The sequence below is a fragment of the Saccharicrinis fermentans DSM 9555 = JCM 21142 genome, from assembly GCF_000517085.1.
Taxonomy (GTDB): Bacteria; Bacteroidota; Bacteroidia; order Bacteroidales; family Marinilabiliaceae; genus Saccharicrinis; species Saccharicrinis fermentans.
In genome coordinates, this window is sequence record NZ_KI912107.1 from 2817456 (window position 1) to 2843606 (window position 26151).

19 protein-coding genes are annotated in these 26151 nt (G+C 38.1%); 4 read left to right on the forward strand and 15 right to left on the reverse strand.

From position 1 onward, the window contains the following. Positions 1–5 precede the first annotated feature (5 nt). Positions 6–1832 (reverse strand): glycoside hydrolase family 15 protein, encoded by a 1827-nt coding sequence (locus CYTFE_RS0111235; RefSeq protein WP_027471863.1) that lies wholly within the window; start codon positions 1830–1832, stop codon positions 6–8. A gap of 178 nt (positions 1833–2010) precedes the next feature. Here CYTFE_RS0111235 and CYTFE_RS0111240 point away from each other — a divergent pair, with 178 nt between their 5' ends. Beyond that, on the forward strand, positions 2011–4212 hold the full coding sequence (locus CYTFE_RS0111240) for a bifunctional alpha,alpha-trehalose-phosphate synthase (UDP-forming)/trehalose-phosphatase (RefSeq protein WP_027471864.1): 2202 nt from the start codon (positions 2011–2013) through the stop codon (positions 4210–4212). Positions 4213–4335: 123 nt separating this feature from the next. On the opposite strand, the gene CYTFE_RS26190 is transcribed toward CYTFE_RS0111240, so the two are convergent. The 11 genes from CYTFE_RS26190 to CYTFE_RS0111300 form a co-directional block, all read right to left on the reverse strand. Next, positions 4336–5919 (reverse strand): MutS-related protein, encoded by a 1584-nt coding sequence (locus CYTFE_RS26190; RefSeq protein WP_161636275.1) that lies wholly within the window; start codon positions 5917–5919, stop codon positions 4336–4338. Positions 5920–6011: 92 nt separating this feature from the next. Next, positions 6012–7799, reverse strand: coding sequence for an ABC transporter ATP-binding protein (locus CYTFE_RS0111250; protein ID WP_027471865.1), 1788 nt, complete (start codon positions 7797–7799; stop codon positions 6012–6014). Between the two features lie 11 nt (positions 7800–7810). Then, positions 7811–8710, reverse strand: coding sequence for an oxygen-dependent coproporphyrinogen oxidase (gene hemF / locus CYTFE_RS0111255; RefSeq protein ID WP_027471866.1), 900 nt, complete (start codon positions 8708–8710; stop codon positions 7811–7813). 109 nt (positions 8711–8819) lie between these two features. Then, the gene (locus CYTFE_RS0111260; protein WP_027471867.1) at positions 8820–9134 is read right to left on the reverse strand and encodes a DUF6787 family protein; all 315 of its coding nucleotides are present in this window, start codon (positions 9132–9134) and stop codon (positions 8820–8822) included. 71 nt (positions 9135–9205) lie between these two features. Then, on the reverse strand, positions 9206–10237 hold the full coding sequence (gene hemE, locus CYTFE_RS0111265; RefSeq protein WP_027471868.1) for a uroporphyrinogen decarboxylase: 1032 nt from the start codon (positions 10235–10237) through the stop codon (positions 9206–9208). Between the two features lie 73 nt (positions 10238–10310). Then, complete coding sequence (gene hemL / locus CYTFE_RS0111270; RefSeq protein WP_027471869.1) at positions 10311–11621, reverse strand: glutamate-1-semialdehyde 2,1-aminomutase; 1311 nt, start codon at positions 11619–11621, stop codon at positions 10311–10313. Positions 11622–11662: 41 nt separating this feature from the next. Then, complete coding sequence (gene hemB, locus CYTFE_RS0111275) at positions 11663–12631, reverse strand: porphobilinogen synthase (RefSeq protein WP_027471870.1); 969 nt, start codon at positions 12629–12631, stop codon at positions 11663–11665. A gap of 46 nt (positions 12632–12677) precedes the next feature. Further along, positions 12678–13463, reverse strand: coding sequence for a uroporphyrinogen-III synthase (locus CYTFE_RS0111280; protein ID WP_027471871.1), 786 nt, complete (start codon positions 13461–13463; stop codon positions 12678–12680). Then, entirely contained in the window at positions 13456–14391 is a 936-nt protein-coding gene (gene hemC, locus CYTFE_RS0111285; protein WP_235208208.1) for a hydroxymethylbilane synthase, read from the reverse strand. Before hemC ends, CYTFE_RS0111280 begins: the two co-directional genes overlap by 8 nt. 20 nt (positions 14392–14411) lie before the next feature. Further along, complete coding sequence (gene hemA, locus CYTFE_RS0111290) at positions 14412–15668, reverse strand: glutamyl-tRNA reductase (protein WP_027471873.1); 1257 nt, start codon at positions 15666–15668, stop codon at positions 14412–14414. A 647-nt stretch (positions 15669–16315) separates the two neighbouring features. Beyond that, a complete protein-coding gene (locus tag CYTFE_RS0111300) occupies positions 16316–18370 on the reverse strand; it encodes a DUF349 domain-containing protein (RefSeq protein ID WP_027471875.1) in 2055 nt (684 codons plus the stop codon). 217 nt (positions 18371–18587) lie between these two features. Between CYTFE_RS0111300 and trmD the strand changes: the two genes are divergently transcribed. Next, positions 18588–19262 (forward strand): tRNA (guanosine(37)-N1)-methyltransferase TrmD, encoded by a 675-nt coding sequence (gene trmD / locus CYTFE_RS0111305; RefSeq protein WP_027471876.1) that lies wholly within the window; start codon positions 18588–18590, stop codon positions 19260–19262. Positions 19263–19409: 147 nt separating this feature from the next. Here trmD and CYTFE_RS0111310 read toward each other — a convergent pair whose 3' ends face one another. From CYTFE_RS0111310 to CYTFE_RS0111325, 3 genes are all read right to left on the reverse strand, one after another. Further along, the gene (locus tag CYTFE_RS0111310) at positions 19410–20123 is read right to left on the reverse strand and encodes a LytR/AlgR family response regulator transcription factor (protein WP_027471877.1); all 714 of its coding nucleotides are present in this window, start codon (positions 20121–20123) and stop codon (positions 19410–19412) included. Positions 20124–20264: 141 nt separating this feature from the next. Continuing rightward, positions 20265–20951 (reverse strand): TrmH family RNA methyltransferase, encoded by a 687-nt coding sequence (locus tag CYTFE_RS0111320; protein ID WP_244880321.1) that lies wholly within the window; start codon positions 20949–20951, stop codon positions 20265–20267. Between the two features lie 187 nt (positions 20952–21138). Then, complete coding sequence (locus tag CYTFE_RS0111325; RefSeq protein ID WP_027471879.1) at positions 21139–21411, reverse strand: HU family DNA-binding protein; 273 nt, start codon at positions 21409–21411, stop codon at positions 21139–21141. 445 nt (positions 21412–21856) lie between these two features. Here CYTFE_RS0111325 and CYTFE_RS0111330 point away from each other — a divergent pair, with 445 nt between their 5' ends. Together CYTFE_RS0111330 and CYTFE_RS0111335 are read left to right on the forward strand one after the other, a co-directional pair. Further along, positions 21857–23083 carry a metallophosphoesterase family protein gene (locus CYTFE_RS0111330; RefSeq protein WP_027471880.1) on the forward strand — a complete coding sequence of 409 codons (1227 nt, stop codon included), beginning with the start codon at positions 21857–21859 and terminating at the stop codon, positions 23081–23083. Beyond that, positions 23080–26151, forward strand: a complete 3072-nt coding sequence (locus CYTFE_RS0111335) for an AAA family ATPase (RefSeq protein WP_027471881.1) — start codon at positions 23080–23082, stop codon at positions 26149–26151. The genes CYTFE_RS0111330 and CYTFE_RS0111335 overlap by 4 nt, the downstream gene beginning before the upstream one ends.

The following is a 26151-nucleotide window of genomic DNA, read 5'->3' on the forward strand; positions in this document are numbered from 1 at the left end:
ATATCTTAATGAAAAGTCTCGTACCTTAGTACATCCATAATTTTCTCTTCATTGGTAATTTCACCGTCCAGAATAGTGATGGCCGTTTCAATCAAGGCTAAATGCGAATATGCCTGCGGAAAGTTACCCAACTGTTGTTTCGTCTCAAAATCCAGATCTTCACTAAACAAACCCAAATGATTACTATATGTAAGTAATTGCTCAAAACGTTCAATGGCCGCCTTCTTCTCACCTATTTTATACAAAGCATTGGTAAGCCAGAAGGTACATATTGTAAAGGAAGATTTAGGCAATCCAAAGTCGTCCTGATTAATATATCTATACATTAAACCATTATGTTCAAGTTCTCCTTGTATTGCATAAACAGTAGACTTATAGCGTTCATCTTTAGCACTGATAAAACCATAACTCTCCATTAATAAAACAGAAGCATCCAAATCGTCACTACCATAAGCTTGTGCATAAGACTGTTTTGCCTCCGACCAGGCATTCAATTCAATATCGGTCCGTATTTTATCTTCCAGCTTCTTCCATTTCTTGATGTAATCATCCTGTTTAAGTAAAACGGCAATTTTTTGAGCACGATCAATAGCTACCCAGCACAGCACCTTACTAAAGGTAAAATGCTTACTCTCGTTACGTATCTCCCAAATACCCTTATCCGGTTTTTGCCAGTTTCGCTCCACCATTTTCACCACATTTCGCACCACAGTCCACAAATCTTCACTATAGCTCAACGAAGCTGCAAACAAGCTAAAATGTTGAAATATAGCATCCATTAAGATGCCATAGATATCGTTTTGCTTTTGTTTATAAGCGGCATTCCCAACTCTAACAGGTTTAGAATCTCCATATCCCGCCATGTGAGGAAGTTCATATTCCGAAAGCCTTTTCTCACCACTGATACCGTACATAATCTGCATCTTCTCATCCTTCTCGGGTAAGATATCAACAATAAAACGAAGATAATTCTGAGCAACCGTACTATGTCCCAGTTGTGTCAATATTTTCACTACCATTGAACCATCCCTGATCCAACAAAATCGATAATCCCAATTACGAACTTCTCCGATGGTTTCGGGCAACGAAGTGGTCAGTGCTGCTAATACGGCCCCCGTCTTGTCGTAACTTAAAAGCTTCAATGTTAAAGCACTACGACTTATCTCGTCATTATACTTACTAAATGTAGTGGTGTTTTCCGACCAATTTAACCAGTACACCTTGGTACGTTCCATCTTTAACTTGACGCGATGAATGTCCTGCCTAAGTAATTTCTGATTATAACTAACCAACATATATTTACTACTGGTTAAGGTGATAGTTTCACTGTTTATCACCTTTTTAAAATCGAAGTCGGTATACAGATAAAGAGAATCGTAAGACCCTTTCTTTGTAATGGCTTTGATAAAGCTTGTATGCTCCGATATAAAAGTCTCATGTAAAGCATATTCCAGCCGTGGATCATAAACGATCTTAAAGGTTGGTGCACCACTAATACGATTAAATACGCGCGCCACATCCGCTGGTGAATAATAACTGCCATCTTCATATTTATATCTAGGCATAAAATCAATCACCTCAAAAACACCATCTTCGCAAACAAAACGGGTAGACAGCAAATTGGTCCGTTCTATATATTCTTGTGATGTTGAAAGTAATTTCTCAGGTATAATAGACATTGAACCGCCTTTGTCTTTATCCAATAACTTGGCAAAAACAGACGGAGCATCAAACTTGGGCAAACATAACCAATCGATACTGCCATTTTCGGAAACCAACGCCGCAGATTTACAATTTCCGATAATCCCGTAATTCAGATTCAGATTCTCCATATTTTAAAATTTATTGGTTAGTTTTGTAATACTCCCATTTGAGGAGCACCACCAATTAATACTTGAAATGAACCTGAGGCTCATTTTTAGGGGATTTCAAATAAAAATGGCATAACCAAAACAATCGGTCTAAAAATCGTATAATAATTCTAAAATTCAAATTAAAAAAAGTCAATCTATGCAAAAAATTCATATAGTTTCAAATAGACTCCCTTTTAGCGTTAAAGAAGAAGGCGAAAACACAACGCTTGAAGCCAGTGTAGGCGGCTTGGCAACAGGAATGAAATCGATTTATAAAGATTATGGTGGAACATGGATTGGATGGACAGGTTTAGACAGTGATACTTTAGATGCTGATAAACAAAAAAAAGTGGATCAACTTTTCAAACAAGAAAAATGCGCCTCTGTACATTTAAATTCTGAGGAAATACAATTGTTTTACGAAGGCTTTAGTAACAGAACAATATGGCCTCTGTTTCACTACTTTACACAATACGCCGATTTCAATAACGAAGACTGGGAGACCTACAAAGCAGTTAATCAGAAGTTTGCAGATGCCACTATCGATACACTTGAAGACGGAGACTCTGTTTGGATTCATGATTACCAGCTACTACTTGTTCCGGAAATGATAAAATCCAAGAAACCCAATGTAACCATCGGTTTCTTTCTTCACATTCCCTTTCCATCTTACGAAGTATTCAGGATCTTACCCTGGCGTAAGGAGATTATACAAGGCATGTTGGGAGCCGATTTAATCGGTTTTCATACCTACGACTATGAGCGACATTTCTTTAGCTGCGTACGTCGTTTATTTGGCTATGAAATATCCTTTAACCAGATTCACATAGATGAACGCATTATTATTGCGGACTCTTTCCCCATGGGCATCGATTACGAAAAATTTAAAAAGAGCGCACAAGATGTGGGAATGAAGTCCATCAAAGAAAAGTCGGAACTACACAAAGAACTGGATAAATACTTTCTGGCATCGCCCAACCGCAAGCTAATATTATCCATTGACAGACTGGATTATACCAAGGGCATCCCAAATCGTTTGAAAGCATTTGGTCGTTTTCTGGAGAAATACCCCGAATTTAGAAAAAAAGTTACCTTGATTATGCTAGCTGTACCCTCGCGCGACCAAGTGGATCATTACCAACAACTAAAAAAAGAAGTGGACGAGTTGGTGGGTCAAATCAATGGAACCTATGGATCCATTAACTATGCACCCATCTGGTATTTTTACCGCTCACTCCCATTTAGTAACTTGATAGAGTTATATAGTTCATGCGATGTGGCACTCATTACTCCGGTTAGAGACGGGATGAATTTGGTAGCTAAAGAATATGTGGCTTCTCGTTTGAATAATACAGGCGTTCTTATTTTAAGCGAGATGGCTGGAGTGGCAAAAGAGATGGGTGAGGCTTTAATCATCAACCCAGTAGATGAGGAAGAAATGGCCGACAGCATCAATCAAGCGCTGACTATGCCCTTAGAGGAGCAAAAAGAACGTATTAAATATATGAAAGAACGAATTCAACGTTACGATGTATTTAAATGGGCCAAAGAATTTATACGCACACTAAAGAAAGCAGAAAGTGTACAAAACGATTTTCTGGCCAAACGTATTACCAATCAATTAAGTACTAAGATAGTAGACAAATACGCCAATGCAAAAAAACGAGCTATCTTCTTAGATTACGACGGAACCTTGGCTCCCTTTGTTAAAAACCCTCAGGATGCCAAACCCGATGAAGAGCTACATAACATCATTAAGAAACTAACCGCAAACAAGGCCAACACGGTTACCATCATCAGTGGACGAGACAGATACACTTTAGAAAAATGGTTTTCTGGTCATCACGTAAATCTGATTTGTGAGCATGGTGTTTGGTTAAAGAAGGTAGATGGAGAATGGGAAATGCTCTCGGCGGTGAATAACAGCTGGATGCCCAATGTACATCCGGTTATGGAAAGCTTTGTGGACAGAACTCCAGGAAGTTTTATCGAGGAAAAAAATTATTCGCTGGTATGGCATTACCGTAAATCAGAGCCAGAACAAGGTGAATTAAGAGCCAATGAGCTAAAAGATGAACTAAATACACATCTTAGTAACCACAACCTTGAAATCATGGAAGGCAACAAGGTGATTGAGGTCAAAAGTGGTGGCATCAATAAAGGAATTGCAGCACTACAGTTCATCAGCAATCAACCATACGATTTTATCATGGCCATTGGCGATGATTGGACAGATGAATTTATGTTCCGAGAATTACCCGAAGAAGCAATAACCATCAAAGTAGGTATGAAACATACCAAGGCAGCTTATAAAGTTGAATCGGTAGAAGCAGTCAGAAACCTATTAAAACTGATGTAATATTTTAATACAAAAAAAAAGAAAGCGGGGCAAAATATATTTTGACCCGTGTTAGTTATTTTTACTAATTTGCTCATCAACTCATCAACTCCACGACTTTACCAACTCACCAACTCCAACAACTCATATCTCTGAATGATCAAGTATTTGTGCTGTTTCATGGGCGTCTTTGATAATTTCTTCAGGATAACCATTCAGCTCAAGTATTCGTATAGCATTTCGACGGAAGATCTTTCCTTTTTTTAGCTTATAATCGAAATCCACATTGTTATTGTTTATTGTTTCGCTGAAATGATACAGATCGTACTGGTCACATAACATATCAGTCAGCTCCATATCATGCGTTGACACCATCACCTTATTATTTTTTACGGCCAAAGCTGAAAGCACAGCCTTACCTGCAGCCACGCGTTCAATTGTATTGGTGCCTTTATATATTTCATCCAATAAAAACAGATTATGATGAGAGTCATCCTTTCTATCTATCATCTCTTTTATGGATTGTACTTCCTCAAAATAATAACTTTTGTCATTCATTAAATCATCGCTTATACGTATAGCAGAATATATGCGGGTATAAGGAGTAATCATTGTCTTGGCAAAACAAGTATTCAAGGTTAGTCCAGTCAACACATTCAAGCCAACACTTCTAACAAATGATGTCTTACCCGACATATTAGAACCTGTTAACAGAACCGATTTATCATGGAGGTAAATAGAATTCACAACACAATCTTTGATCAATGGATGATACATCTCCTGAACAGAAAAGACATCGTCCCTATTTTCTATTTGGGGCTTACAATAGTAATCCAAACCATGACGAAGCGAAGCTATGGAATATAAAACATCTATCTGCCCAACGAACATAAACAGCTCCTCAATCGCTTTTCGTTTGTTGCTTAATCTCTTAAGCACGCCAAACAAAAGCAGGGGCTCTACTAAAAAACATATTTTCATCACTTCCAACAAGCTCCAGAACACAGCGGCCAAATCGCCCTGAATCTTGGCTTCTAATTGAAAAAAGAACATACGATTACGCACCTGATTGATAATTTGAAAAGATGCTTGTAGGTTTGGATTCATGAAACGAAATAATGGCTGCTGAAAAAGTTTTGATGCCACATGATTCATCTGCAGCAGTTGAGGAATAGATCCAATATACCCATACAAATTTTTCTTGTTCCAATAATGAATACCCATATTGACCAATAAAATGATGACTAAGGGGATAACAAATACGGAAGATAAGCAGAGCAGAGTCAGGGAAAGCAAGCTAAATAAGGACAGTACAGGCACCACAAAAAACCAACGAGGTGGCTTCAAATGCGCCTCTTGAAACAAGCCAGCAATTAACGAAGCTTCATCTTTAGAAAGTTTGGCCAATTGTTTGCGCACTGCATCTCTAAAGTTCGCGTCTTCGGTAAATGCATCCATTATTTTTTCTTCATGCGCCCATGGTTTCGGTTGCTTGGGGATGGATCGCAGCTGATGGTACAAATATTGCTGTCCTACTTTTGAAGCCGTTCTGTCCACAAACATAAATAGTTCTTGAAAATCCAGATCCTCACAAGTTTTATCTGACAAAGATTGCAGAACATCCTCCTGCTTTTTACTCCGATAATACTTCTCTATCTGCTGAAAATCGAAATTTTCGTCCTTTATATTACCAAAGATGAGCAAATCTTTCTTGCGTCTATTTCTCATATTCTTAAAATTAGTTTGGTGCAAGCTGTAATTCAACCCAATAAACACATAAAAAAATGTATTACAATATTTGAGCATACATAAGCCGTATACTAAGCAGAATATTGCAACTCAATCAGCTTTTTATATCTTCCATTGCGTATACTCATAAGTTTTTCGTGAGTACCTTGTTCTACAACCTCTCCTTGCTCCAATACAACAATTTCGTCGGCTTTACGGATAGTAGAAAGGCGGTGAGCAATAATAATGGAAGTACGTCCTACCATCAGCTTCTCCAAAGCTTCTTGTACCAGCATTTCTGATTCCGAATCAAGCGAAGAAGTTGCCTCATCCAGAATAAGAATTTTGGGGTCATTTAAAATAGCACGGGCTATGGCTATTCTCTGCCGTTGTCCACCCGAAAGCTGCGTTCCTCGTTCACCCACAATTGTTTCAAATTTTTCAGGAAAACGATTAATAAATTCAAGGGCATTGGCATTTTCTGCTGCCTTATAAACCTCCCGTTCACTTGCATTTGGATTTCCATAGGCAATATTTTCACCTATACTACCTCCAAATAAAAAGATATCTTGCGGAACCAGTGAAATCTGTCGTCGCAAAGCCGACAAGGGATATTCATGGCTATCCACCTGATCAAAGAATAAGGTATCTTTAGGTGGACGGTGCAACATCAACAGCAAGGAAGCCAAAGTACTTTTACCTGCTCCACTTGGTCCCACCAAAGCAATCATTTTATTGCTTTGAATATCCAGGTTTATATTTTTCAGAACACTTTGTTCTTTTCTAGAAGGATAAGCAAAACTCAAATTACGCAGACTCACCTTTCCTTGCATTCTATATTGGGGATCAATCTCATCTAACTCCTGAATATCTTCAGGTTCTTCATCATATATTTTAAACAGGTCTTCGGTAGCCCCTATAAACTTTTGAATATTGGCATACACCGTAGCCAGTCCCCCAATCGTTCCTCCCACAAACACAGAATAAATAACGAAGGAAAACAAATCTCCGGCCACCATTTCGCCCTTTTGTAATAATACGGATCCTCTCCATACCACAGCCGATATAGCCCCGAACAGTCCTAATATAATAAAAGAAGAAAAGGCTCCCCGATACTTTCCACTGGTCATGCCCAGGTCAGCAATCTCCTTGGTCTTTTTTTTATAACGAGCTATTTCAACAAATTCATTGGTAAAAGTTTTTACGCTTTGAATACCCTGTAAGGTTTCCTCCACAATCGTATTTGAATCTGCCACCTTAGTCTGCACCTCTTTAGAAAACTTACGAATAAACTTACCAAAGAACTTAGCAAACACCATAGCAGGAGGCAATACAATAAGCATAAAGCCAGTCAGCTGAATAGAGGTAATAGCAAGTAGGGTGATTCCACCAGTAATAACAACTATTTGGCGAATAAACTCAGCCAAGGTAGTTGTCATAGTTTCCTGCAACAAAGCTACATCGGCAGATATTCGGCTATTCAACTCTCCCACTCTTCTTTTTTCAAAAAAATGTAATGGTAATTTTATAAGGTGACGATAACTAGCCAAGCGTAAAGCGGCCAAGGATTTTTCTGTCACATTCACAAACAAAACAATTCGAAAATAAGAAAAAACAGCTCTCAAGACAAGTATACCTGCAATCAATAAGGCTGTTTGATTCAGGGTCAAGCCCAGAGAAGAACGCTCTCCCCCATTTACCATATCCCCCAATAGTTTAGGAAAAGCCAGACTCCCCAAGCTAGAGCCTAATAAGAAAAACATACCCAGCATATATTGTACTCTATATGGCTTCATATATTTATACAAACGAAATGCGCTGGCAAAGCCACTTCTACTTATTTTTCCATTGGGTACATTTGATGTATCTACTCTTCTCATCTTAAGATTATCTACTCTTTCTTAATCCAATCAATTTCTTTTTTCAACAAATCCAAAGTATGTTGTTCAGGGGACTCTAAACTTGGTTCAAAACTATATTCCCATTGAGCCATCGGTGGCATACTCACTAAAATAGATTCTATATTCCCTCCAGACTCCAAGCCAAATTTAGTACCCCGGTCGTATACCAGGTTATACTCCACGTAACGTCCCCTCCGCATTGCTTGCCATTGTTTATGACTTTGCTCATAAGGCTTATTTCGCTTCTTATCCATAATCTGATTGTAGATACGAGGATACGCTTTTGCCAAGTCTATCGTATAGTTCAATAGCCTATCCAGTTCTCCTTCATCTTGAGGTTGAACACGATCGAAAAAGATCCCCCCCACACCACGCGTCTCATTTCGGTGCTTGATAAAAAAATAATTATCAGCCCAAGCTTTATAGTCTGGATAATAGTCGCCATTATATTGATCACAAATATCTTTTAAAGAACGATGAAACCATGCAGCTTCTGATTCATCGATATAATGAGGTGTCAGGTCTATACCCCCACCAAACCAGCACACCCCATTGTCTAGTTCAAAGAAGCGAACGTTCATATGAATAATAGGCACAAAGGGGTTAAAAGGATGGATGATAGAAGAAATACCTGTAGCCGAATAACGTGCTGCTTTCATACCCAACAAGGCTTCCATCTTATCTGAAAAATCTCCTTCGACATGAGAAAAATTAAGGCCTGCTTTTTCAATCACATCGCCATTTTTCATCACACAAGTAAGCCCTGAACCGATATCTTTAGTCCAAGGCAGCTGTTGAAAAAGACCTTTACCATCCCCTTTCTCTAATTGGCGACACATTTGCTGTTGTAAATCTTTATAAATAGATGCTATTCGGGAAGTATGTTTCATGCTTATAATTTTTCATTGACCAGATGCAACGTGCCCATTTGATCTCCTTCAGTTGTAAGGATATTTCTAACGACGTGTTTCTGTATAATATTTCGTATTTTGAAGAAATCTATACGATTTCTTCAGGACTCTTTTTCTTACGAATAAAACGACCAAAACTTTTTTTCTGAAAATTATAAAAGAATTTAAATTGTCCAAAAGCAAATCCAATCACCAGCAGCAAAATCTGGTAAGCCGGGATAATAGTTATCACATACATGGGTATCTTTATCCAAAGTGATGTATCCGCATCTATCCCTAATAAATCAAAAACTACTTTTCTCACATATACAGCCATACTGCCGGTAATGGAAAAGACGATCAGAATAATAATGATCTGCCATTTGTATTTTAACCCCCACCGTATTCTTAGTCTTTCTAACATATATTTGTCCGCATCGTATTGTTATCATAAAAATTTCACCATTTCAAGCAACAGTCCATACGAGGATATTATCACCTTCTCCAATCAGCTTGCTTGATCCAGTCGGCCAAAAACTTGGCATTATCATAAGGTATATCAGGCAAAAATCCATGCCCCAGATTAATAACCCAGTCTTGGTTTCTACTTCCAAAATCGATATATTTCTTTAAAGTCGCATCAATAGTCCTTTGATCGGCATACAACAAACGAGGGTCAATATTTCCTTGCAGACCGATATTTCTATTCACGATTTTCCGTGCCTCCTCTATGGGAGTTTGCCAATCGACACTCAGATAATCACACATATCCGGTGTTACTTCGGCAATACCAGTTCCCAGATCTTTGGGAAAATAAATAAAAGGAATACCCTCCTGTCTGACTGCCTCGGCAATTTTACGTACCGAAGGAAAAAATAATTCTTTATACAATTCAAAAGGAATCAGTCCACCATGCGTTTCAAAGAGCTGAAAAACCTGTATACCATGTTTTATTTGACCTTTCGCATAGATAATGGACAAGTCAGTGATGGCGTCCACCAATTTTTTTACCATTTCTTTATGCTGATAGATAAAGGTGGTGGCTAAAGGAAAATCCTTGCTCCTACCAATACCTTGCAACATATAACAAAGCACGGTCAATGGAGCTCCACAAAAGCCAATCAATGGGATATGAGGTGGTTTCGTAGCGATGGTTTGCTTAATCACCTCATAAATATAATTCAGTTTTTCAGGATCTGGGTTTAAGGCAGCCAAAGGATTATCACGTGCTACCAAAGGCACATCAAACTCTGGTCCCTTATCAGTAAATTCCAGTCCCATACCCATAGCATATGGTATCACCAAGATATCCGAAAACAGGATAGCAGCATCTACGCCCAAATCCTCCACTGGTAACAAAGTAACCTTGGCTCCCAGCGCTGGCTTTTGCATCATCTCCCAAAAAGAATATTTCTCTTTAAGTTTCATATAAGAAGGCAGCACTCTACCTGCCTGTCGCATAAACCAAAATGGCGGTCGTTCCGTTCGCTCTCCCGCAAGAGTTTTCAATAATATTGAATCGTTCATAATCTATATCTGGACATATAAACACATAGGCATAAGACGCAGAAGAAACACTGCATCTTATGCAACCACATATTTAAAGTGAATCGTTTAACGCTAATAATTGTTTAAAAGCATCATAGCTTTTATCGATCGTTTTTTGTAAATCTTCCTGGCTATGTGCTATGGAAACAAAACCTGCCTCGAACTGGGATGGTGCCGTATAGATACCATTTTCCAGTCCCAATTTAAAATACTGGGCAAATAAATCGGTATCACATTTCATCACATCCGAAAAATTATTCACTTCTGTTTCTTTGGTAAAAAACAAGGTAAACATAGAGCCTACCCTATTGATGACACCTGGAAAATTCAGTGCCTCCAGGTTCTTTTGAATACCCTCTGCTAAAAAGGCTGCTTTCTCCTCCAATTGCTCATAAAATCCATCTATTTCATTCACAATTTTTAAGGTAGTTAAGCCTGCTGCCATGGCCATAGGATTACCCGACAAAGTACCTGCCTGATATACAGGACCATTAGGTGCCAACATATCCATTATTTCTTTTTTACCACCATATGCTCCTACCGGCAGACCACCTCCTATAATTTTACCCAAGGTTGTTAAATCCGGGGTAATGTCCAGTAACTCCTGTGCTCCACCTCTAGCCACACGAAAGCCAGTCATTACCTCATCAAAAATAAGTAATGTTCCATTATCGGTACATGCTTTCCTCAATCCATGAATAAACTGCTCGGTGGGCTTTATGACCCCCATATTTCCCGTCACAGGCTCCAGGATGACGGCTGCAATCTGATCTTTATACTGTGAAAAAAGACTTAAAACAGAATCCAAATCATTATAAACAGCTGTTAATGTATCACTGGCAGTTCCTTTGGTAACGCCAGGAGAGTTAGGTGTTCCAAAAGTTAAGGCACCCGATCCTGCTTTGATCAAGAAACTATCGCCATGGCCATGATAACACCCTTCAAACTTAATGACCAAATCACGCTGTGTATAGCCACGTGCCAAGCGAAGGGCACTCATGGTAGCCTCTGTTCCGGAATTCACCATCCGAACACGCTCAATGGAAGGAATCAGTTGGCAGATCAGATTTGCCATTTCTGTTTCTATCACAGTAGGAGCACCATAACTGGTACCATTCATCGCTGTTTGATGTAAAGCCTCCACCACATCAGGGTGTGCATGCCCTAAAATCATCGGCCCCCATGAACCTACATAATCAACATACTCGTTATTATCTATATCTATTATTTTGGATCCATTGGCTTTTTTTATAAAAAGTGGATTCCCACCCACTGAATTAAAAGCCCTTACTGGAGAGTTAACACCGCCTGGTATATGTTTTACTGCTTCCTGATAAGCAATGACACTATTTTTTATATTCATATTGTTATAAATTAACTACCTGGTTTATGGACTAATCCTCACTACAATTTTTCGATCACGTCCTGTGTATGGTAGGATATAATCACGTCAGCACCTGCTCGTTTGATAGAAGTTAAAACCTCCATGGTGATTCGTTCCTCATCTACCCATCCTCTTTCGGCAGCTGCTTTTACCATTGAAAACTCACCACTTACATTATAAGCACAAAGAGGCATATTAAATTCGGTTTTTACACGTTGGATCACATCCAGATAACTCAATGCCGGTTTCACCATTACCATATCTGCACCCTCTATAATATCCTGTTCCACTTCGCGGATAGCCTCATTGCTATTCGCTGGATCCATCTGGTAAGTTGCCCTATTTCCAAACTGAGGAGCACTCTCAGCAGCATCACGGAAGGGACCATAAAAAGCCGAAGCGTACTTGGCCGAATAAGCCATAATGGGCATATTTGCAAAGTGATGGTCATCCAGCGCCTTACGGATAAAGCCCACACGTCCATCCATCATATCACTTGGCGCAATCATATCGATACCAGCCTGAGCCAAAGAAACCGATTGTTTACCCAAAGTAATCAGGGTCGAATCATTGTCCACATCTCCGTCAATAACTGTTCCGCAGTGACCATGTGTAGTATATTCACAGTTACAAACATCGGCTATCAAGAAAAGTTCTGGTAATTCTTTTTTGATGGCTCTGGTTGCTTGTTGCACAATTCCATTTTCCTCACAAGCCACTAATCCATGTTCATCTTTATGCTCAGGAATACCAAAAAGCAAGACTGATTGCACTCCCTTATTATAAAGTTCTTTACATTTTTCAACCAACAAATCCACCGATAACTGATAATTGCCTGGCATGGAGTTAATAGGGTTTTGCACGCCTTTTCCGGGACGAACAAACAAAGGCATGATCAGATCATTTTTGGTCAGCTGTGTTTCTCGAATCATATTACGAGAAACCTCTGTGCTTCTTAATCTTCGAAGTCTTGTTATTGGGAAAGCCATAATTAAATTTGTTTATTTGTTATCAGTCGGCCACTACGGGCAGTAGCTACCGGCTTTTGTAATATTCCAAAATAGCTTCGGTAATTCCCTTTGAACTGGGTTCATTGGCAATGACCAAAGGTTTAATACCATGTCGTTCTACTTCAAATGCTGTCACACGTCCAATACAAACCACACAAAGTTCTTTGGTATTCATTATTTTAAATAAGTTCTTAAAGGCCGAAGGACTGGTCAACACAATCATATCATATTTTTTTTCTTTGATCCTTTGGAGTAATGCCTCATCAATATTTTTGGGTAAAGTATTTTGATATAGATTTACGCGTGTAACCTGCGCAACAGCGCTTATTTTCTCCATCAGTAGGTTCGGTGACAAGGAGCCAGTAGCCCATATTAACCGCGCATTTTTTCCTGCAAGGTAATCCACTAATTTATCAGCAAACTCTGCTCCTGTCTTTGCTTTGCCATCAAAATCAATGATCCATCCCGATTGACGTATCAGTTCTGATGTCTTATATCCAATAGAAGCAATCTTTAAATTAGACACTATGGCTTCAAAATCTGGGTGCTTACATATTTTCTGATAGAAAAAATTGAATCCATAAGCACTGGTAAAAGCAATATGCGTATACCGATGGTAATGCTTCAGTATGTCTTCACATGCCTCATCACATTCCATCGCGGACAATTCGATCATTGGCAACTCCAACAGATCTGCACCATACTGTCGAAGTAAAACACTCAACTCACTAGATTTTCCCAATGGTCGTGTAGATATAAAACACTTACCCTGAAGAGATATGGCCGTATCATTTTGAAAAGAATCACCCATTGGCGCGTATCTCCTTTAATATTTCCAATGCTCCTTTCTCCACTAAGGCTTGAGCAAGCCTTTCCCCTAATGCATTCGCATTCTCTACCTGATCAAACAAAGTCTCTTTCAAGTAGCAAGTACCATCCAAAGACGAAACAAACCCGGTTAAAGTAAGTTTATCATTGTGGCATGAGCTATAGGCACCTACAGGCACCTGACATCCTCCCTCCAAGCTTCTCATAAATGCTCGTTCGGCTTTAACAGCCTGTTGGGTGGGTTCATGATTAATCGCTTGCAATAAATTATTGGTACGATCATCACCTGCACATGTTTCAACAGCAATAGCGCCTTGTGCCACTGCTGGAATAAATCCATCGGGCTCCAAAATTTCAGTAATATAATGATCCAATCCCAGTCTTTGTAGTCCTGCCGCTGCCATAACCATAGCATCACAATGCCCATCCTCCATTCGTTGAAGGCGTGTATTCACATTACCTCTTATATCCACTATCTCAAAATCAGGATTTATCTTTTTAAGACCTGCTATTCTGCGAAGACTTGAAGTGGCTATCTTATGCGAAGTCTTTAGTTCACACAATTTCACCCCCCCTTTACTGACCAGCGCATCTCTAAAGTCGGCCCGTTCCAACACTGCACCAACCTTAAAGTCGTCGGGTAAATCCGTCGGCAGGTCTTTTAAGCTATGAACAGCCAGATCAATTTCTTTGGAGAGCAAGGCTACCTCCAGCTCTTTGGTAAATAATCCTTTATCTCCAATTTTAGACAGAGCCACATCCAAGATCTTATCCCCCTTTGTTTTTATTACTTTTATTTCAACGGTGAGTTTCGGATATTGAACTTCTAATTCCTCCTTAACCTTATTGGCCTGATAAAGTGCTAATTTACTTCCTCTGGTACCAACAATTATTTTATCTGATTCCATCATAAATAATTCTGCGTATGTGATTAAATATCAAATTTAAACAATTGATTGATATCGTCCAATGATTGGGTAGAACTTCCATTATTGGTAACCTCCTTCAGATTTTTGATTAAATACCTGATATACTTTTGAGTTAGCAAGCCGGTCATCTTTTCCAATTGATCGCAGGCTTCATCACCCAAACAGCGGCGAAACTCTGCCAGCTCTCGTTTATTAAGCTCCTGCATATTAGTCGTTATCGTGTTGATAACAGGCCTCAAGGAGCGGCTATTCAACCACATCAACGAATCATCTACCAATTCATCGATAATAACTTCTGCTTTTCCCAAGCTATTCTCACGCATATCTTGGTGGGCATCCAATATATTCTTTAGGTCATCCACGCTGTAAAGCTGCACACCTTTTACTTCAGCCACCTCCAAATCGACATTTCTAGGAACCGACAGATCAATATACAGTTGTTTTTTTCCATTACGTAAATCCGATGCAATCTCCACGTCTTTTTTCTCTATAAGATACTTTCCTGCATCGGTAGCAGTAATCACTATATCCACTTTATGAAGTTGCTCTTTGTAATTACCGAATAACATCGGCTTAATATTATTTTTCTCAGCTACTTCCAGTGCTTTTTTATCCGTACGATTGGTTACATATATATCATCAACACCTCGTTTAATCAGTCCACGTATAGACAGCTCACCCGTTTCGCCGGCCCCTATTACCAATACACTTTTTTCTTTGATATTTTCAAACTCCCTGGAGCATAAATCAATCCCCAGATACCCTATTGATGTGGCACCTTGCTGAATCTCAGTTTCGGTACGAACTCGCTTACTACACTCAAAAGACTTTTGGAACAAACGCATTAACACAGCATCTGTCAAGTTGGCTTCGGTACTATACAAATAAGATTTCTTCATTTGGTTTACAATTTGGTTTTCACCCAAAACCATTGAATCAACCCCTGATATCACCTTAAAAAGATGTCTGATAGCATCCGACTGTGATAAGTGGTAAAAATGTTCATCATAGCTTTTATCCAACCCTAAAAACAGATGCACCTTTTTTAAAAGAGCTTCTTTCAGTTGTGATACATCCGATTTTTGATGCGAATAATATATCTCAGTACGATTACAAGTAGCTACAATGACCACCCCTACAATATCCTGATTCAACAAAATATTTTCAGAAAGTGGAATAATATCGTCTTGTGCAATAGAAAATAAATCTCTGATATCCAGAGAGGCTGTTTTATGGTTTACACCAATTACACCGATCATTTAGTCATATTTTTAATGATACTTTTTGCCCTAATAATTGTAAAATAAGCATTGAACTTATTCTTAAGTATTCAAATCAGGCAAAAAAAGGTGGTGGCCGGGATGTAATTTGCAGAGGAAGCTTAAAATCGTAGTGTAAAGTGTAGTAATGATCTTTAAGCTTTATTATTTTAAAAACAATGTAACTATTATATAATTGAGCTATAGAACTTGAAACAACCGTTTCATTTCGCTGTTGATTCCAGGCATAACAATCTTCCGTTTGTACTTGTTCCGACTGGAGACTAAAATCCTTGCAGCTAATTATTTTTGGTGATACTTCGGATAGCTCACAGCTATTTTTCTTTGAATTTAAGGCATACGCTCCAAAACCAAAGACATAAACTGCCGCCAGTAGCATATACATTAAGTGAGTAGAAAAAATCCCGATTAAAAACACAATTAAAATTCAAAGTTAATGACCCAAAAGTAACACTTCCAATTGGAATTATCAACGATAATACAAATCAAGAAGGGTTTTGTTTAGTCAACTTGAATTTTTGAGACAAAAAAAGGCACTTTTACATACTAAGAACCATTGTTATTTAGCCCAAAAGAGGTTATCCCTTTATGAGATAACCTCTTTTTATCATGTATTCAGAAAACATTTAATCTTCCAATTTATCGAGCATTCTTATTTTCTCCTGTAGGAGTTTGGCATTACGTTTTCCATTTTCTATTTTATGTTGAAAATCTTTGATCAAAGAATCAGAGCTTTTACCCTTAGCAAAGAAACCAATATTATTTTCCCAAACTATAATATCATTTTCCAGCTGTTTGAGTTTCATCAACAACTTATGCCTTTCCTGCGACACTTTATCATCCAAGTGATCCGAGTGCTTAATATTTTCCAATCTGTTTCTAAACTTCTGCACATTTTTATGATACTCATCCATATTAAGTGCATCAAAATGCTTGTTTATCTCGCTACGAAACTCTTGGTTCACCCTATCTTTTTCTTTGAATGGCACATGTCCTATCTCTGAAAATTTACGTTGATAATCCTGAAGCATTTTAAATGTTTCTTCATTGTCTTCAAGATTATGAAAGCCTTTTATTTCCTCAATCAACGCCTGTTTCTTTTTCAGATTCTCCTCTTGTGACTCATCAATTTTATTGAAGAATTTTGATTTATTATCAAAAAACGCATCACAAGCAGTGCGGAATCGATGCCATACAGCATCTGACTGACGTCGTGGTACAGGACCTATCTGCTTCCATTCCTTTTGAATCCGAATAAATTCCTCCGTTGTCTTTCTCCAATCCGTGCTATCCTTCATGGCTTCAGCTTTCTCGCACAATTGTGTTTTAAGCACAAGATGTTGTTGCTGCTCATTCTTATAGGATTTAAAGAACACTCTCTTATTCTCAAAGAATTTATCACAAGCAGTCCTAAAGCGCTCATAAATAGCATTATTATCTTTCTTAGGCGCAAAACCAATCGTCTTCCATGTTTGTTGAAGTTCTATTAGTTTTTTACTTTTCTCCTCCCATTCTTTGGGCGAATGTGCCTCTTCCTTCACAATGCCCTCTGCTTTTTCACACAGATCAGTTTTCTGTTTCAAATTTTCCTTCAACTGATCCTTCAAGCCCTCAAAGTATTCTTGGTGTTTCTGGTTTATTTTAGTGGTTGCTGCCTTAAATCGTTCCCACAATTCATCCTTTTTCTCTTTCGGAACAGGACCAACTTCACGCCATCTGTCATGGTATTTCTGTAAGGTCTTAAAACTATTCACCACGGCCGTTTCATCCAATAAAGCCTCTGCCTTTTCACAAAGTTCGGTCTTCAATACCAGGTTCTTTTTCAAATCCAGATCACGAAGTTCTTTATTGATTTTTACGTAGTTATAAAAATTTTCTATGTGCAGATTATACGTATCCCAAACGTCCCTCACCTTATTCTGAGGAATAGAACCTATTTCATGAAACTTTTGCTGAAGTGCTTTAAACTCATTAAATGTTTCGTTTAAAGATTCCTGACGGTTAATTAAGTTTTTAATGGACTCAATAACTTCCATTTTAGCCTTCAGATTCTTCTCCTTTTCCGTTTCCAGCTTGTGCATAAAAGCTGCTTTCCTATATCTGAAGTCCTTGAGTAGCTCTTTAATCTCCACCTCAAACGGATCCTGTGGAGGAGCAAAGTTTTCCTCCACTTCACCCGAGGCAATAAAACGAGACTTAAGTTCCTCCACCTCTTCATTATAAAGCTTATAAAACAAGGACTTAATATCCTCCACCTCATCTCTAATGGTAGGAACGTCAAAGGTTTTATTGATATAACTTAGCCTGTTCACCAATTGTTCTCGGTTGAGGGCTGATAAATCTATCTTTTCAAGAACAGGCTTGGCCTCTTCCTCCTTCTCAGACCCTCCTTCCGTTTTTTCCGGATTAACAGGAGTTGCAGCGGAATGGATATCTGGGGACGCTTCTGTCTCTACCGACTCTTCCTTCTCACCGCCTTCTTCTGAAAGATCACCCTGCTCGTCTACACCCGTGGTAGTTTCCTTTGGCGGTTCGGCTTCCTCACGAATAGCCTCCTTTTCTTCTTGTGTTGAATCTGTATCATCAGAAAAATTCTCCCCTTTCTTTTCTTCTAAACTTGGGTCGATTTTGTTTAAATCCTTTTCTTCGTTGCCGGATTTATTTAGATCATTAGCTTCCATCAGCATTTAAGTTCTTGGTACATCAATTTTCATTGCACATGCAAAGATACAATTGATTTAATTATTGTACGAATATATCATATATACATAAAATGTCAAATTTTTTGAAGCATTTAATACATGCAACATAGGTATTTTTCGGCATGTTGCGCTTAAATACAAAAAGTATGAATTGTTTACTTTGTATTTATCTATATTTGTCCCCAAATAAATAACGATGCGAATTGATATATTAACCTTGTTTCCTGATATGTTTCAAGGGCCATTTAGTGAATCTATTATAAAGAGAGCACAAGAAAAAGGATGTGTTGAGATCCATTGTCACAACATCAGAGATTATTCAACCAACAAACATAAAAAAGTTGACGACTACGCATTTAGTGGCGGAGCCGGCATGGTAATGAGTATTGAGCCCATTGCTATCCTCATAGAAAAATTAAAGGCCCAACGCGACTACGACCAGATTATTTACACCACACCGGATGGACAAACACTAAACCAAGGTATCTCGAACCAACTTTCGCTGAGCGGTAACCTAATGATTTTATGCGGACACTACAAAGGGGTAGACCAAAGAGTAAGGGATCATTATATTACTATGGAATTATCCATTGGTGATTATGTTTTAACAGGAGGAGAACTTGCTGCTGCTGTAATCACCGATTCTGTGGTTCGATTGATACCCGGAGTTATTTCCGACGAAACTTCTGCACTAACAGACTCGTTTCAAGATGGCTTACTGGCTCCACCTGTTTACACACGACCAGCAGATTATAAAGGATGGAAAGTACCTGACATCCTCTTATCGGGCGATACTAAGAAAGTTGAGCAATGGAAAGAACAACAAGCTTTTGAAAGAACGCGACAACGAAGGCCCGACCTGCTAAAATAACAAATATAAAAAGCCGTAGCTGAGCATTTCAGATACGGCTTTTTACTAGGCTAAACCCACATATCAATAAAACCAACACACAGGATAATGACAAAAAGATCAAATCAAACACCTGTGAATTGCCTAAATCACACTATACAAAACACTTTATTTCGTAATCAGATTTATATCATTCATCAATTGATCTTTATAGGATTTTCCAATAGGAATAACTTTAGACCCCGACTCTGTTTTAATCACCACTGAATTATCTTCAATAACTTTAATTTTACTTAGATTCACGATAAAAGATCGATGAACCCTCACAAATTTGTCGGAGGGCATTTTATCAGAAATTGCTTTCATGGTAAAATGAATGGTGTATTTATCCCTGAAGGTATTTACCACCACATAATTTTCTAAAGCCTCAATCCAAAGAATATCCTCATACTTAACCCTGACCAGTGATGAGTTATTTTTTATGAATATCTCAGTGGAATTTTTGGTTAAATCTTCACTCTTTTCGTTTTTCTCTTTTACCTTATTAATAGCCTTTAAGAACCGAGGATAGGTGACTGGTTTAAGTAAATAGTCAGTTACATTATACTCATACGACTCCAGGGCATATTTTTCTTGTGAAGAATAAATAATGACTTGCGGCAATATATTCAGCGTTTTTAACACATCTATACCTGTCATTTCAGGCATCTCAATATCTAAGAAAAGAATATCAATTTGCGCATTATGCTTACCATTAAGATAGTTAATACCATCAACAGCACTTTCGTATGTTTCAATTAGGTTAAGTTCGTCTGTTTTTTCTACAAACTCCGCAATAATCTTGGTTGATAACTTGTCGTCGTCAATAATTATACAATTCATAGAGCGCTTCTTTTTTTCAAAAATAGAAAATTTAGTTTAAAGAAAAAGTTGCATGAACTATCCTTTAGATCTGGAATATACAAAAAACTATTTTAATCATCAAATAAAACATGTTTATCAACCAGGAAATAAAACTGGTCATTATATTTTTTTTCGATAAAATTCTCTTTCAATGAGCTCTGCGCTCTTTACGGTTCTTTTGAGCCATTGCAGTTTAACTTCCAGCACCTCTGGTTCAGTCAGCTGCCACTCCACTTCTTTTCTTCTAATTTCATGGGCCAGATGTTGCAATACCAAAGCCGCAGAAACTGAAATATTAAAACTCTCCGTAAATCCATACATTGGAATACGCAAAAATTCATCAGCTTCTTCCTTTACCACATCTGATATTCCTGTTAATTCAGTACCAAATACGATGGCAGCCTTTCCTTTAGAAACATCAAAATCATAAAGTTCAACATCATTGGTATGTGGACTTGTTGCCACGATACGATATCCTTCATTTTTCAAATTCCGCAAAGCCGAACGCGTATTGTTCTCTTCCTCATTATACCTACTCATACTCAACCATTTGGTAGACCCCAATGCCACGTCTCTGGAAACACTCAATGAATTTCTGTTTTCAATAACATGAATATCCTGAATACCAAAGCAGTCACACGATCGAAGCACTGCACTGGCATTGTGTGACTGGTAAATATCTTCTAAAACCACTGTTATATATTTGGTTCTATCCTTTAACACCTTATCAAACAATGCATTCCTATTCTCTGTTACATGTTCACTTAAAAACTGCACTAACTCTTCTCTCATGTGTTTATATTTCATTTTCAATGGTCACATAAAACTCACCACCTTCTTTTTTTTGTGTAAAACGTTATCATGACCCCTTTCATCTTAACTTAGTAACTACCCATCAGTTGTGTCGTTACAACAAATACACTAAAACGCAAACTTTCAGGTACAAAAAAAGAGAGCACCAAAGTACTCTCTTATATTTTTCCTGAACGAAGAACTAGTTTACAGCGTCACCTAGTTCGCTACCCGCTTTAAATTTAACCACCTTTTTGGCAGCAATTTGAATTTCTTTACCTGTTTGAGGGTTTCTTCCTGTTCTTGCACTTCTTTCAGAAACGGAAAAAGAACCGAAACCGATTAAAGAAATACGGTCACCACCTTTAAGTGCTTCGCTTGTAACGTTAATAAATGAATCTAACGCTTTTTTTGCGTCTGCTTTTGTTAGACCAGAATCTCCGGCGATAGCATCAATCAATTGAGCTTTGTTCATAATAACTGATAATTTTTAGGGTTAACAACTAAGTTCACCAAATTTGCTCTACAAATATAGATTATTCCTATTATAAACCAAATCCAAAGCCAATAAAATGAAGGGAATAGGCATTTTATAATCACGTAAAAACAGACTAAAATACTTCTTAAATAACACCAAAATAATATTACTCCCTAATTTTCAACACATTAAAAGCACACCGCCTCACATTACTTCAATATATATTTTTATGTTTGGATATTTATTTTTTTTACATTTTACGCTCTAGCAATACCTTACAGTCCATTTAATGAACGTTTTACTTACCAAACCCTATCCACAGTCCCCTCTTCACAAAAGAAAAATGTTACTTTCATTCGGAACGATAAATCCTGTTTTTATATTAATTTTGTCATTTAAAAACAGGTCAGCACAACTACTAAAAAAGACTAATTCAACTATCATGAAGATACTACATACTGCCGATTGGCATATTGGAAAGAAACTAGAAAGTTACACCCGTATCGAGGAACAAACGCTTGTTTTGGAAGAAATATGCCAAATTGCAGATGCAGAAAACGTTGATGCAGTAATTATAGCGGGAGATCTCTTTGATACATTTAATCCATCATCAGAAGCCATTGAAATATTTTACAAAACCTTAAAGAGATTAAGCAAACAAGGCAACCGTCCTGTGGTAGCCATTTCAGGCAACCACGACTCCCCTGACAGAATTGAAACTGCAGATCCACTGGCCAGAGAATGTGGCATTGTATTCTTAGGGTATCCCAACAGTCATGTGACCCCCTTTCGGTTGGAATCTGGCTTAAGCGTACTAAAGTCGGAAGAGGGATTTATTGAATTTAGCATACCATCAGTAGCTTACCCACTACGAGTGATCACGACACCTTATGCCAATGAATATAGAATGAAACAAGCTTTGAACTCAGAAGATAAGGAAGCCGACCTACGAAATGTTTTACAAAACAACTGGCGTCGTATAGCCAACAAAAATTGCGATAACAAAGGAGTAAATATATTGGCCACTCATCTATTTGTCATTCGTAAAGGAGACGAGCCCCAACAAGAACCTGATGACGAAAAGCCCATTTTACACGTAGGTGGAGCTCAAGCCATATATACATCTGACTTTCCTCAACAAGCGCAGTATGTAGCGTTAGGGCATTTACATCGTCAACAGATCATACCCTCAACTCAACATCCGGTTGTCTATTCTGGCAGTCCGCTTTCCTACTCTTTTGCGGAGGCTGATCAACAAAAATATGTAATGATCGTAAACATTGAGCCCGATAATAAAGCCCAGGTGGAAGCCATAAAGCTCAACCAAGGCCGTAAATTATTACGCATCACAGCTGACGGAATGGAAGATGCAGAAACGCAACTAAAAAACAAACCTGCTTGTTTGGTTGAACTCACCTTAAAAACCGACACCTTTATCTCGGCCAAAGAAAGACAGCACCTACATCAAATACACGATGGCATTGTGACACTGATTCCACAGTTAAAAAATAGAAAAACTGAGAACGTACATCACGCAAACATCAACATCAACAAAGATTTTAAATCATTATTCTCTGATTACTTCAAACACTCTTTGGGTATTGAACCCAATGACAACATATTAGAATTGTTGGATGAAGTTATTGCACAAAAAGACCTAGACGCATGATTCCCTTAGCACTTACTCTTGAAGGCCTCTACTCCTATCAAAAGAGGCAAACCATCGACTTCAACAAACTTACTTCCAATCATCTTTTTGGGATATTTGGAACCGTTGGTAGTGGCAAATCCTCTATTCTGGAGGCTATTACATTTGCCCTATATGGTAAAACAGATCGATTATTACTCAGTGGCGACAATCGCAATTACAATATGATGAATCTCAAATCGAACCTTCTATTTATAGAGTTTGATTTTCTGGCGGGCCAAAATGGTCAGGAGTATCGGATTCAATATACCGCCAAACGAAACAGCAAAAAATACCACGATGTAAAATCATCACCCCGCGTCTTCTACAAAAAGAAAGGCTCCGACTATATACCCATAAGCGAAAGTGAAATTACAGACACCATCGGCTTAAGTTACGATAACTTTAAACGAACCATCATCATACCTCAAGGTAAGTTCCAGGAATTTTTGCAGTTAAAAAACACCGAACGAACACGAATGCTAAAAGAGTTATTTAGCCTTCATAAATACGAATTATCACCCAGGGTAAAAAACCTGGAAATGACCAACAATGCACACATCCAAAAATTGGAGGGCAGACTGGAACAAATTGGGGATATTTCGGAAGAACAAGTGGACACGTTAAAAAAACAACTCGCTACTGTGGAGGCTACACTAACAACACTTACCTCCCTACTAAAGGAACAAGAGCAGAAACTAGTGGCCCTGGATAAACTCAAAGAAAACGTTCAACAACTTAAAGATCTACAAAACAAAAAAATCATTCTGGACCAACAAAAAGAGTCCATTACTCAGCTAAAAAAAAACTTGGCCAATTACGAATATTGCATTGTAAATTTCAAAAATACCATTGACACATTAACCTTAAGCAAACAAAAGCTACAAGCCCTTCGAGAGTCGCTTAATTTAGATTCTGCCACCTTAAACAAACTACAAAGCAAACACAAAAAGATAGAAGCTGATTTTAAGCTCTTAAGCGCTGATTTTAACAGAATAGAAGAACTCAAAAGAGAAGCCGAAGATCTGAAAAAACTGGTTGAGATTAAAAAACTGGAAAGAAAGGCCGAAGAAGGCAGTCAAAGATTAAAGAATGGCACTAAAACAGTTGCCAAGGTCATTGACAAAATAGAACAAGTAAAAACGGAAGATAAAAAAGAGCAGGAGAGGCTGATTGCTTTAAAAAAGCAACTGCCACAAATAGAAATCATCAATCAGGCACAGCAATGGCATCTAAAGAAAGATAGCATCCATCAAAGCATGAAAGATGTCACATCAGAACAAAGTGCTTTCATACAACAGCTACGCAAACTAGAAGAAGAGATCGTACATCAATTAAAAAAACAAGCACTCCCCTTTTCAATAGATAACAAAACACTTTTGATGGATAAGCTTAACCAAAAACTTGCAAGTGAAGAAAGGGAGCTTAAACAACTAAATGACCAAAAAGAACACCTACTAATACAGTCTGGACTGGAGAAATATGCACAAGCACTAAAAGAAGGAGAAGCATGCCCCTTGTGTGGTTCAGACCACCACCCCCAGCCACTGGACTCCAATACCATCAGTCAACAAATCAAGCATCTCAAGCACAAAACCGAAAATTTAGAAAAAACAATTCTTCAGACACGGAAACTCAACTCATATATCGAACAACACATCGCCGGAATCAAACCATTGGAGATACAACTCAAAAACATAGAGATCAAATTAGAAAAGCTACATAAGGAAGACACAATACATCAGAACAAAGTTATTAAACCATATGAAGACAAAGAAATACTCAAAGAAGCAGCAAACAGTTATCAGCAAATAAAAACGCAGCTCGAAACCTGTGAATCAAAACTCTCCAAACTAAGAGACTGTCTTTTGGCTGAAACGAAAAAAAAGGATCACTATCAGATTGCACTAACGGATATTCAACGCGAGTTGGACAAGAATATCAATTCCAAGGAAGTACTGGAGGGACAGATACCACCTAGCCTAATAGAAAAATACAAAGACCACAATGACGAACTGCTTATTGAGAAAGCAAAAAAACTACAAGAAAAAGCGTCTGACATCAATCAACTTTTTGAAAAAACACGCAAACAAGTTGAAGACAATAAAAATGCCATGGCCGCACTCCAGGGTAAAATAGATGTGAACCAAAGGCATCTAGAATCAGAAACAGAACAAACCAGCAAGCTGAAGGAAAAGTTGCAACAGGACATGGAGAACTCAGACTTTAAGAACATTGATCAAATACAATCCATGCTAAAGTTAGAGCTGGACATGAAAACATCAAAGGAAAAAATAGAAACATACTACCAGAACACTCAAAGGCTTCATCACGACATACAAAAATTAACCACCGAACTCAACAAACAAACATATGAGGCCCCCAAACATCAGCTAGCCATTGCCAAAGCTAAAGAAACCAAAGAGAAGTTATCAGAGGCCAACAGACAACACGGTAAAATACAATCCATGGTGAACGATCTAAGTCAAAAATTACTTTTGCAAAAAGATTTAAAAGCCCAACTAAACAAACTTAAACTAAGAGCTGCTGATATAGAAACGCTACGAAAGCTTTTTTACAAAAGCGGATTTGTAAATTATGTTTCGTCGGTATACCTTCAGAACCTATGCGCAGCAGCCAATGAACGCTTTTACAAGATGACCCGTCAAACGTTAAGCCTTGAATTAAGCGAGGACAACAATTTTGAGGTACGTGATTATATGAACGGAGGTAAATTACGCAGCGTAAAAACACTATCCGGAGGACAAACATTTCAGGCAGCACTGGCTTTGGCTTTGGCTTTGGCCGATAATATCCAACACATTAAGCAAACAGAACGTAACTTCTTCTTTTTAGACGAAGGATTTGGCTCATTGGACAAAGAGTCTTTAGACACTGTTTTCAGTACCCTCAAAAATCTTCGCAAAGAAAATCGTATTGTAGGTGTGATTTCCCACGTGGAAGAAATGCAGCAGGAAATACCAACCTATTTGAACATTACACAAAACGAAGAAACAGGCAGTTACATAGAAGAGAGTTGGAATAGGTAA

What these genes read in the sequence shown, in the direction of transcription:
- CYTFE_RS0111235 (WP_027471863.1), bottom strand. Translation starts at nt 1,832, where the DNA reads ATGGAGAATCTGAATCTGAATTACGGGATTATCGGAAATTGTAAATCT.
- CYTFE_RS0111240 (WP_027471864.1), top strand. Translation starts at nt 2,011, where the DNA reads ATGCAAAAAATTCATATAGTTTCAAATAGACTCCCTTTTAGCGTTAAA.
- CYTFE_RS26190 (WP_161636275.1), bottom strand. Translation starts at nt 5,919, where the DNA reads ATGAGAAATAGACGCAAGAAAGATTTGCTCATCTTTGGTAATATAAAG.
- CYTFE_RS0111250 (WP_027471865.1), bottom strand. Translation starts at nt 7,799, where the DNA reads ATGAGAAGAGTAGATACATCAAATGTACCCAATGGAAAAATAAGTAGA.
- hemF (WP_027471866.1), bottom strand. Translation starts at nt 8,710, where the DNA reads ATGAAACATACTTCCCGAATAGCATCTATTTATAAAGATTTACAACAG.
- CYTFE_RS0111260 (WP_027471867.1), bottom strand. Translation starts at nt 9,134, where the DNA reads ATGTTAGAAAGACTAAGAATACGGTGGGGGTTAAAATACAAATGGCAG.
- hemE (WP_027471868.1), bottom strand. Translation starts at nt 10,237, where the DNA reads ATGAACGATTCAATATTATTGAAAACTCTTGCGGGAGAGCGAACGGAA.
- hemL (WP_027471869.1), bottom strand. Translation starts at nt 11,621, where the DNA reads ATGAATATAAAAAATAGTGTCATTGCTTATCAGGAAGCAGTAAAACAT.
- hemB (WP_027471870.1), bottom strand. Translation starts at nt 12,631, where the DNA reads ATGGCTTTCCCAATAACAAGACTTCGAAGATTAAGAAGCACAGAGGTT.
- CYTFE_RS0111280 (WP_027471871.1), bottom strand. Translation starts at nt 13,463, where the DNA reads ATGGGTGATTCTTTTCAAAATGATACGGCCATATCTCTTCAGGGTAAG.
- hemC (WP_235208208.1), bottom strand. Translation starts at nt 14,391, where the DNA reads ATGATGGAATCAGATAAAATAATTGTTGGTACCAGAGGAAGTAAATTA.
- hemA (WP_027471873.1), bottom strand. Translation starts at nt 15,668, where the DNA reads ATGATCGGTGTAATTGGTGTAAACCATAAAACAGCCTCTCTGGATATC.
- CYTFE_RS0111300 (WP_027471875.1), bottom strand. Translation starts at nt 18,370, where the DNA reads ATGGAAGCTAATGATCTAAATAAATCCGGCAACGAAGAAAAGGATTTA.
- trmD (WP_027471876.1), top strand. Translation starts at nt 18,588, where the DNA reads ATGCGAATTGATATATTAACCTTGTTTCCTGATATGTTTCAAGGGCCA.
- CYTFE_RS0111310 (WP_027471877.1), bottom strand. Translation starts at nt 20,123, where the DNA reads ATGAATTGTATAATTATTGACGACGACAAGTTATCAACCAAGATTATT.
- CYTFE_RS0111320 (WP_244880321.1), bottom strand. Translation starts at nt 20,951, where the DNA reads ATGAAATATAAACACATGAGAGAAGAGTTAGTGCAGTTTTTAAGTGAA.
- CYTFE_RS0111325 (WP_027471879.1), bottom strand. Translation starts at nt 21,411, where the DNA reads ATGAACAAAGCTCAATTGATTGATGCTATCGCCGGAGATTCTGGTCTA.
- CYTFE_RS0111330 (WP_027471880.1), top strand. Translation starts at nt 21,857, where the DNA reads ATGAAGATACTACATACTGCCGATTGGCATATTGGAAAGAAACTAGAA.
- CYTFE_RS0111335 (WP_027471881.1), top strand. Translation starts at nt 23,080, where the DNA reads ATGATTCCCTTAGCACTTACTCTTGAAGGCCTCTACTCCTATCAAAAG.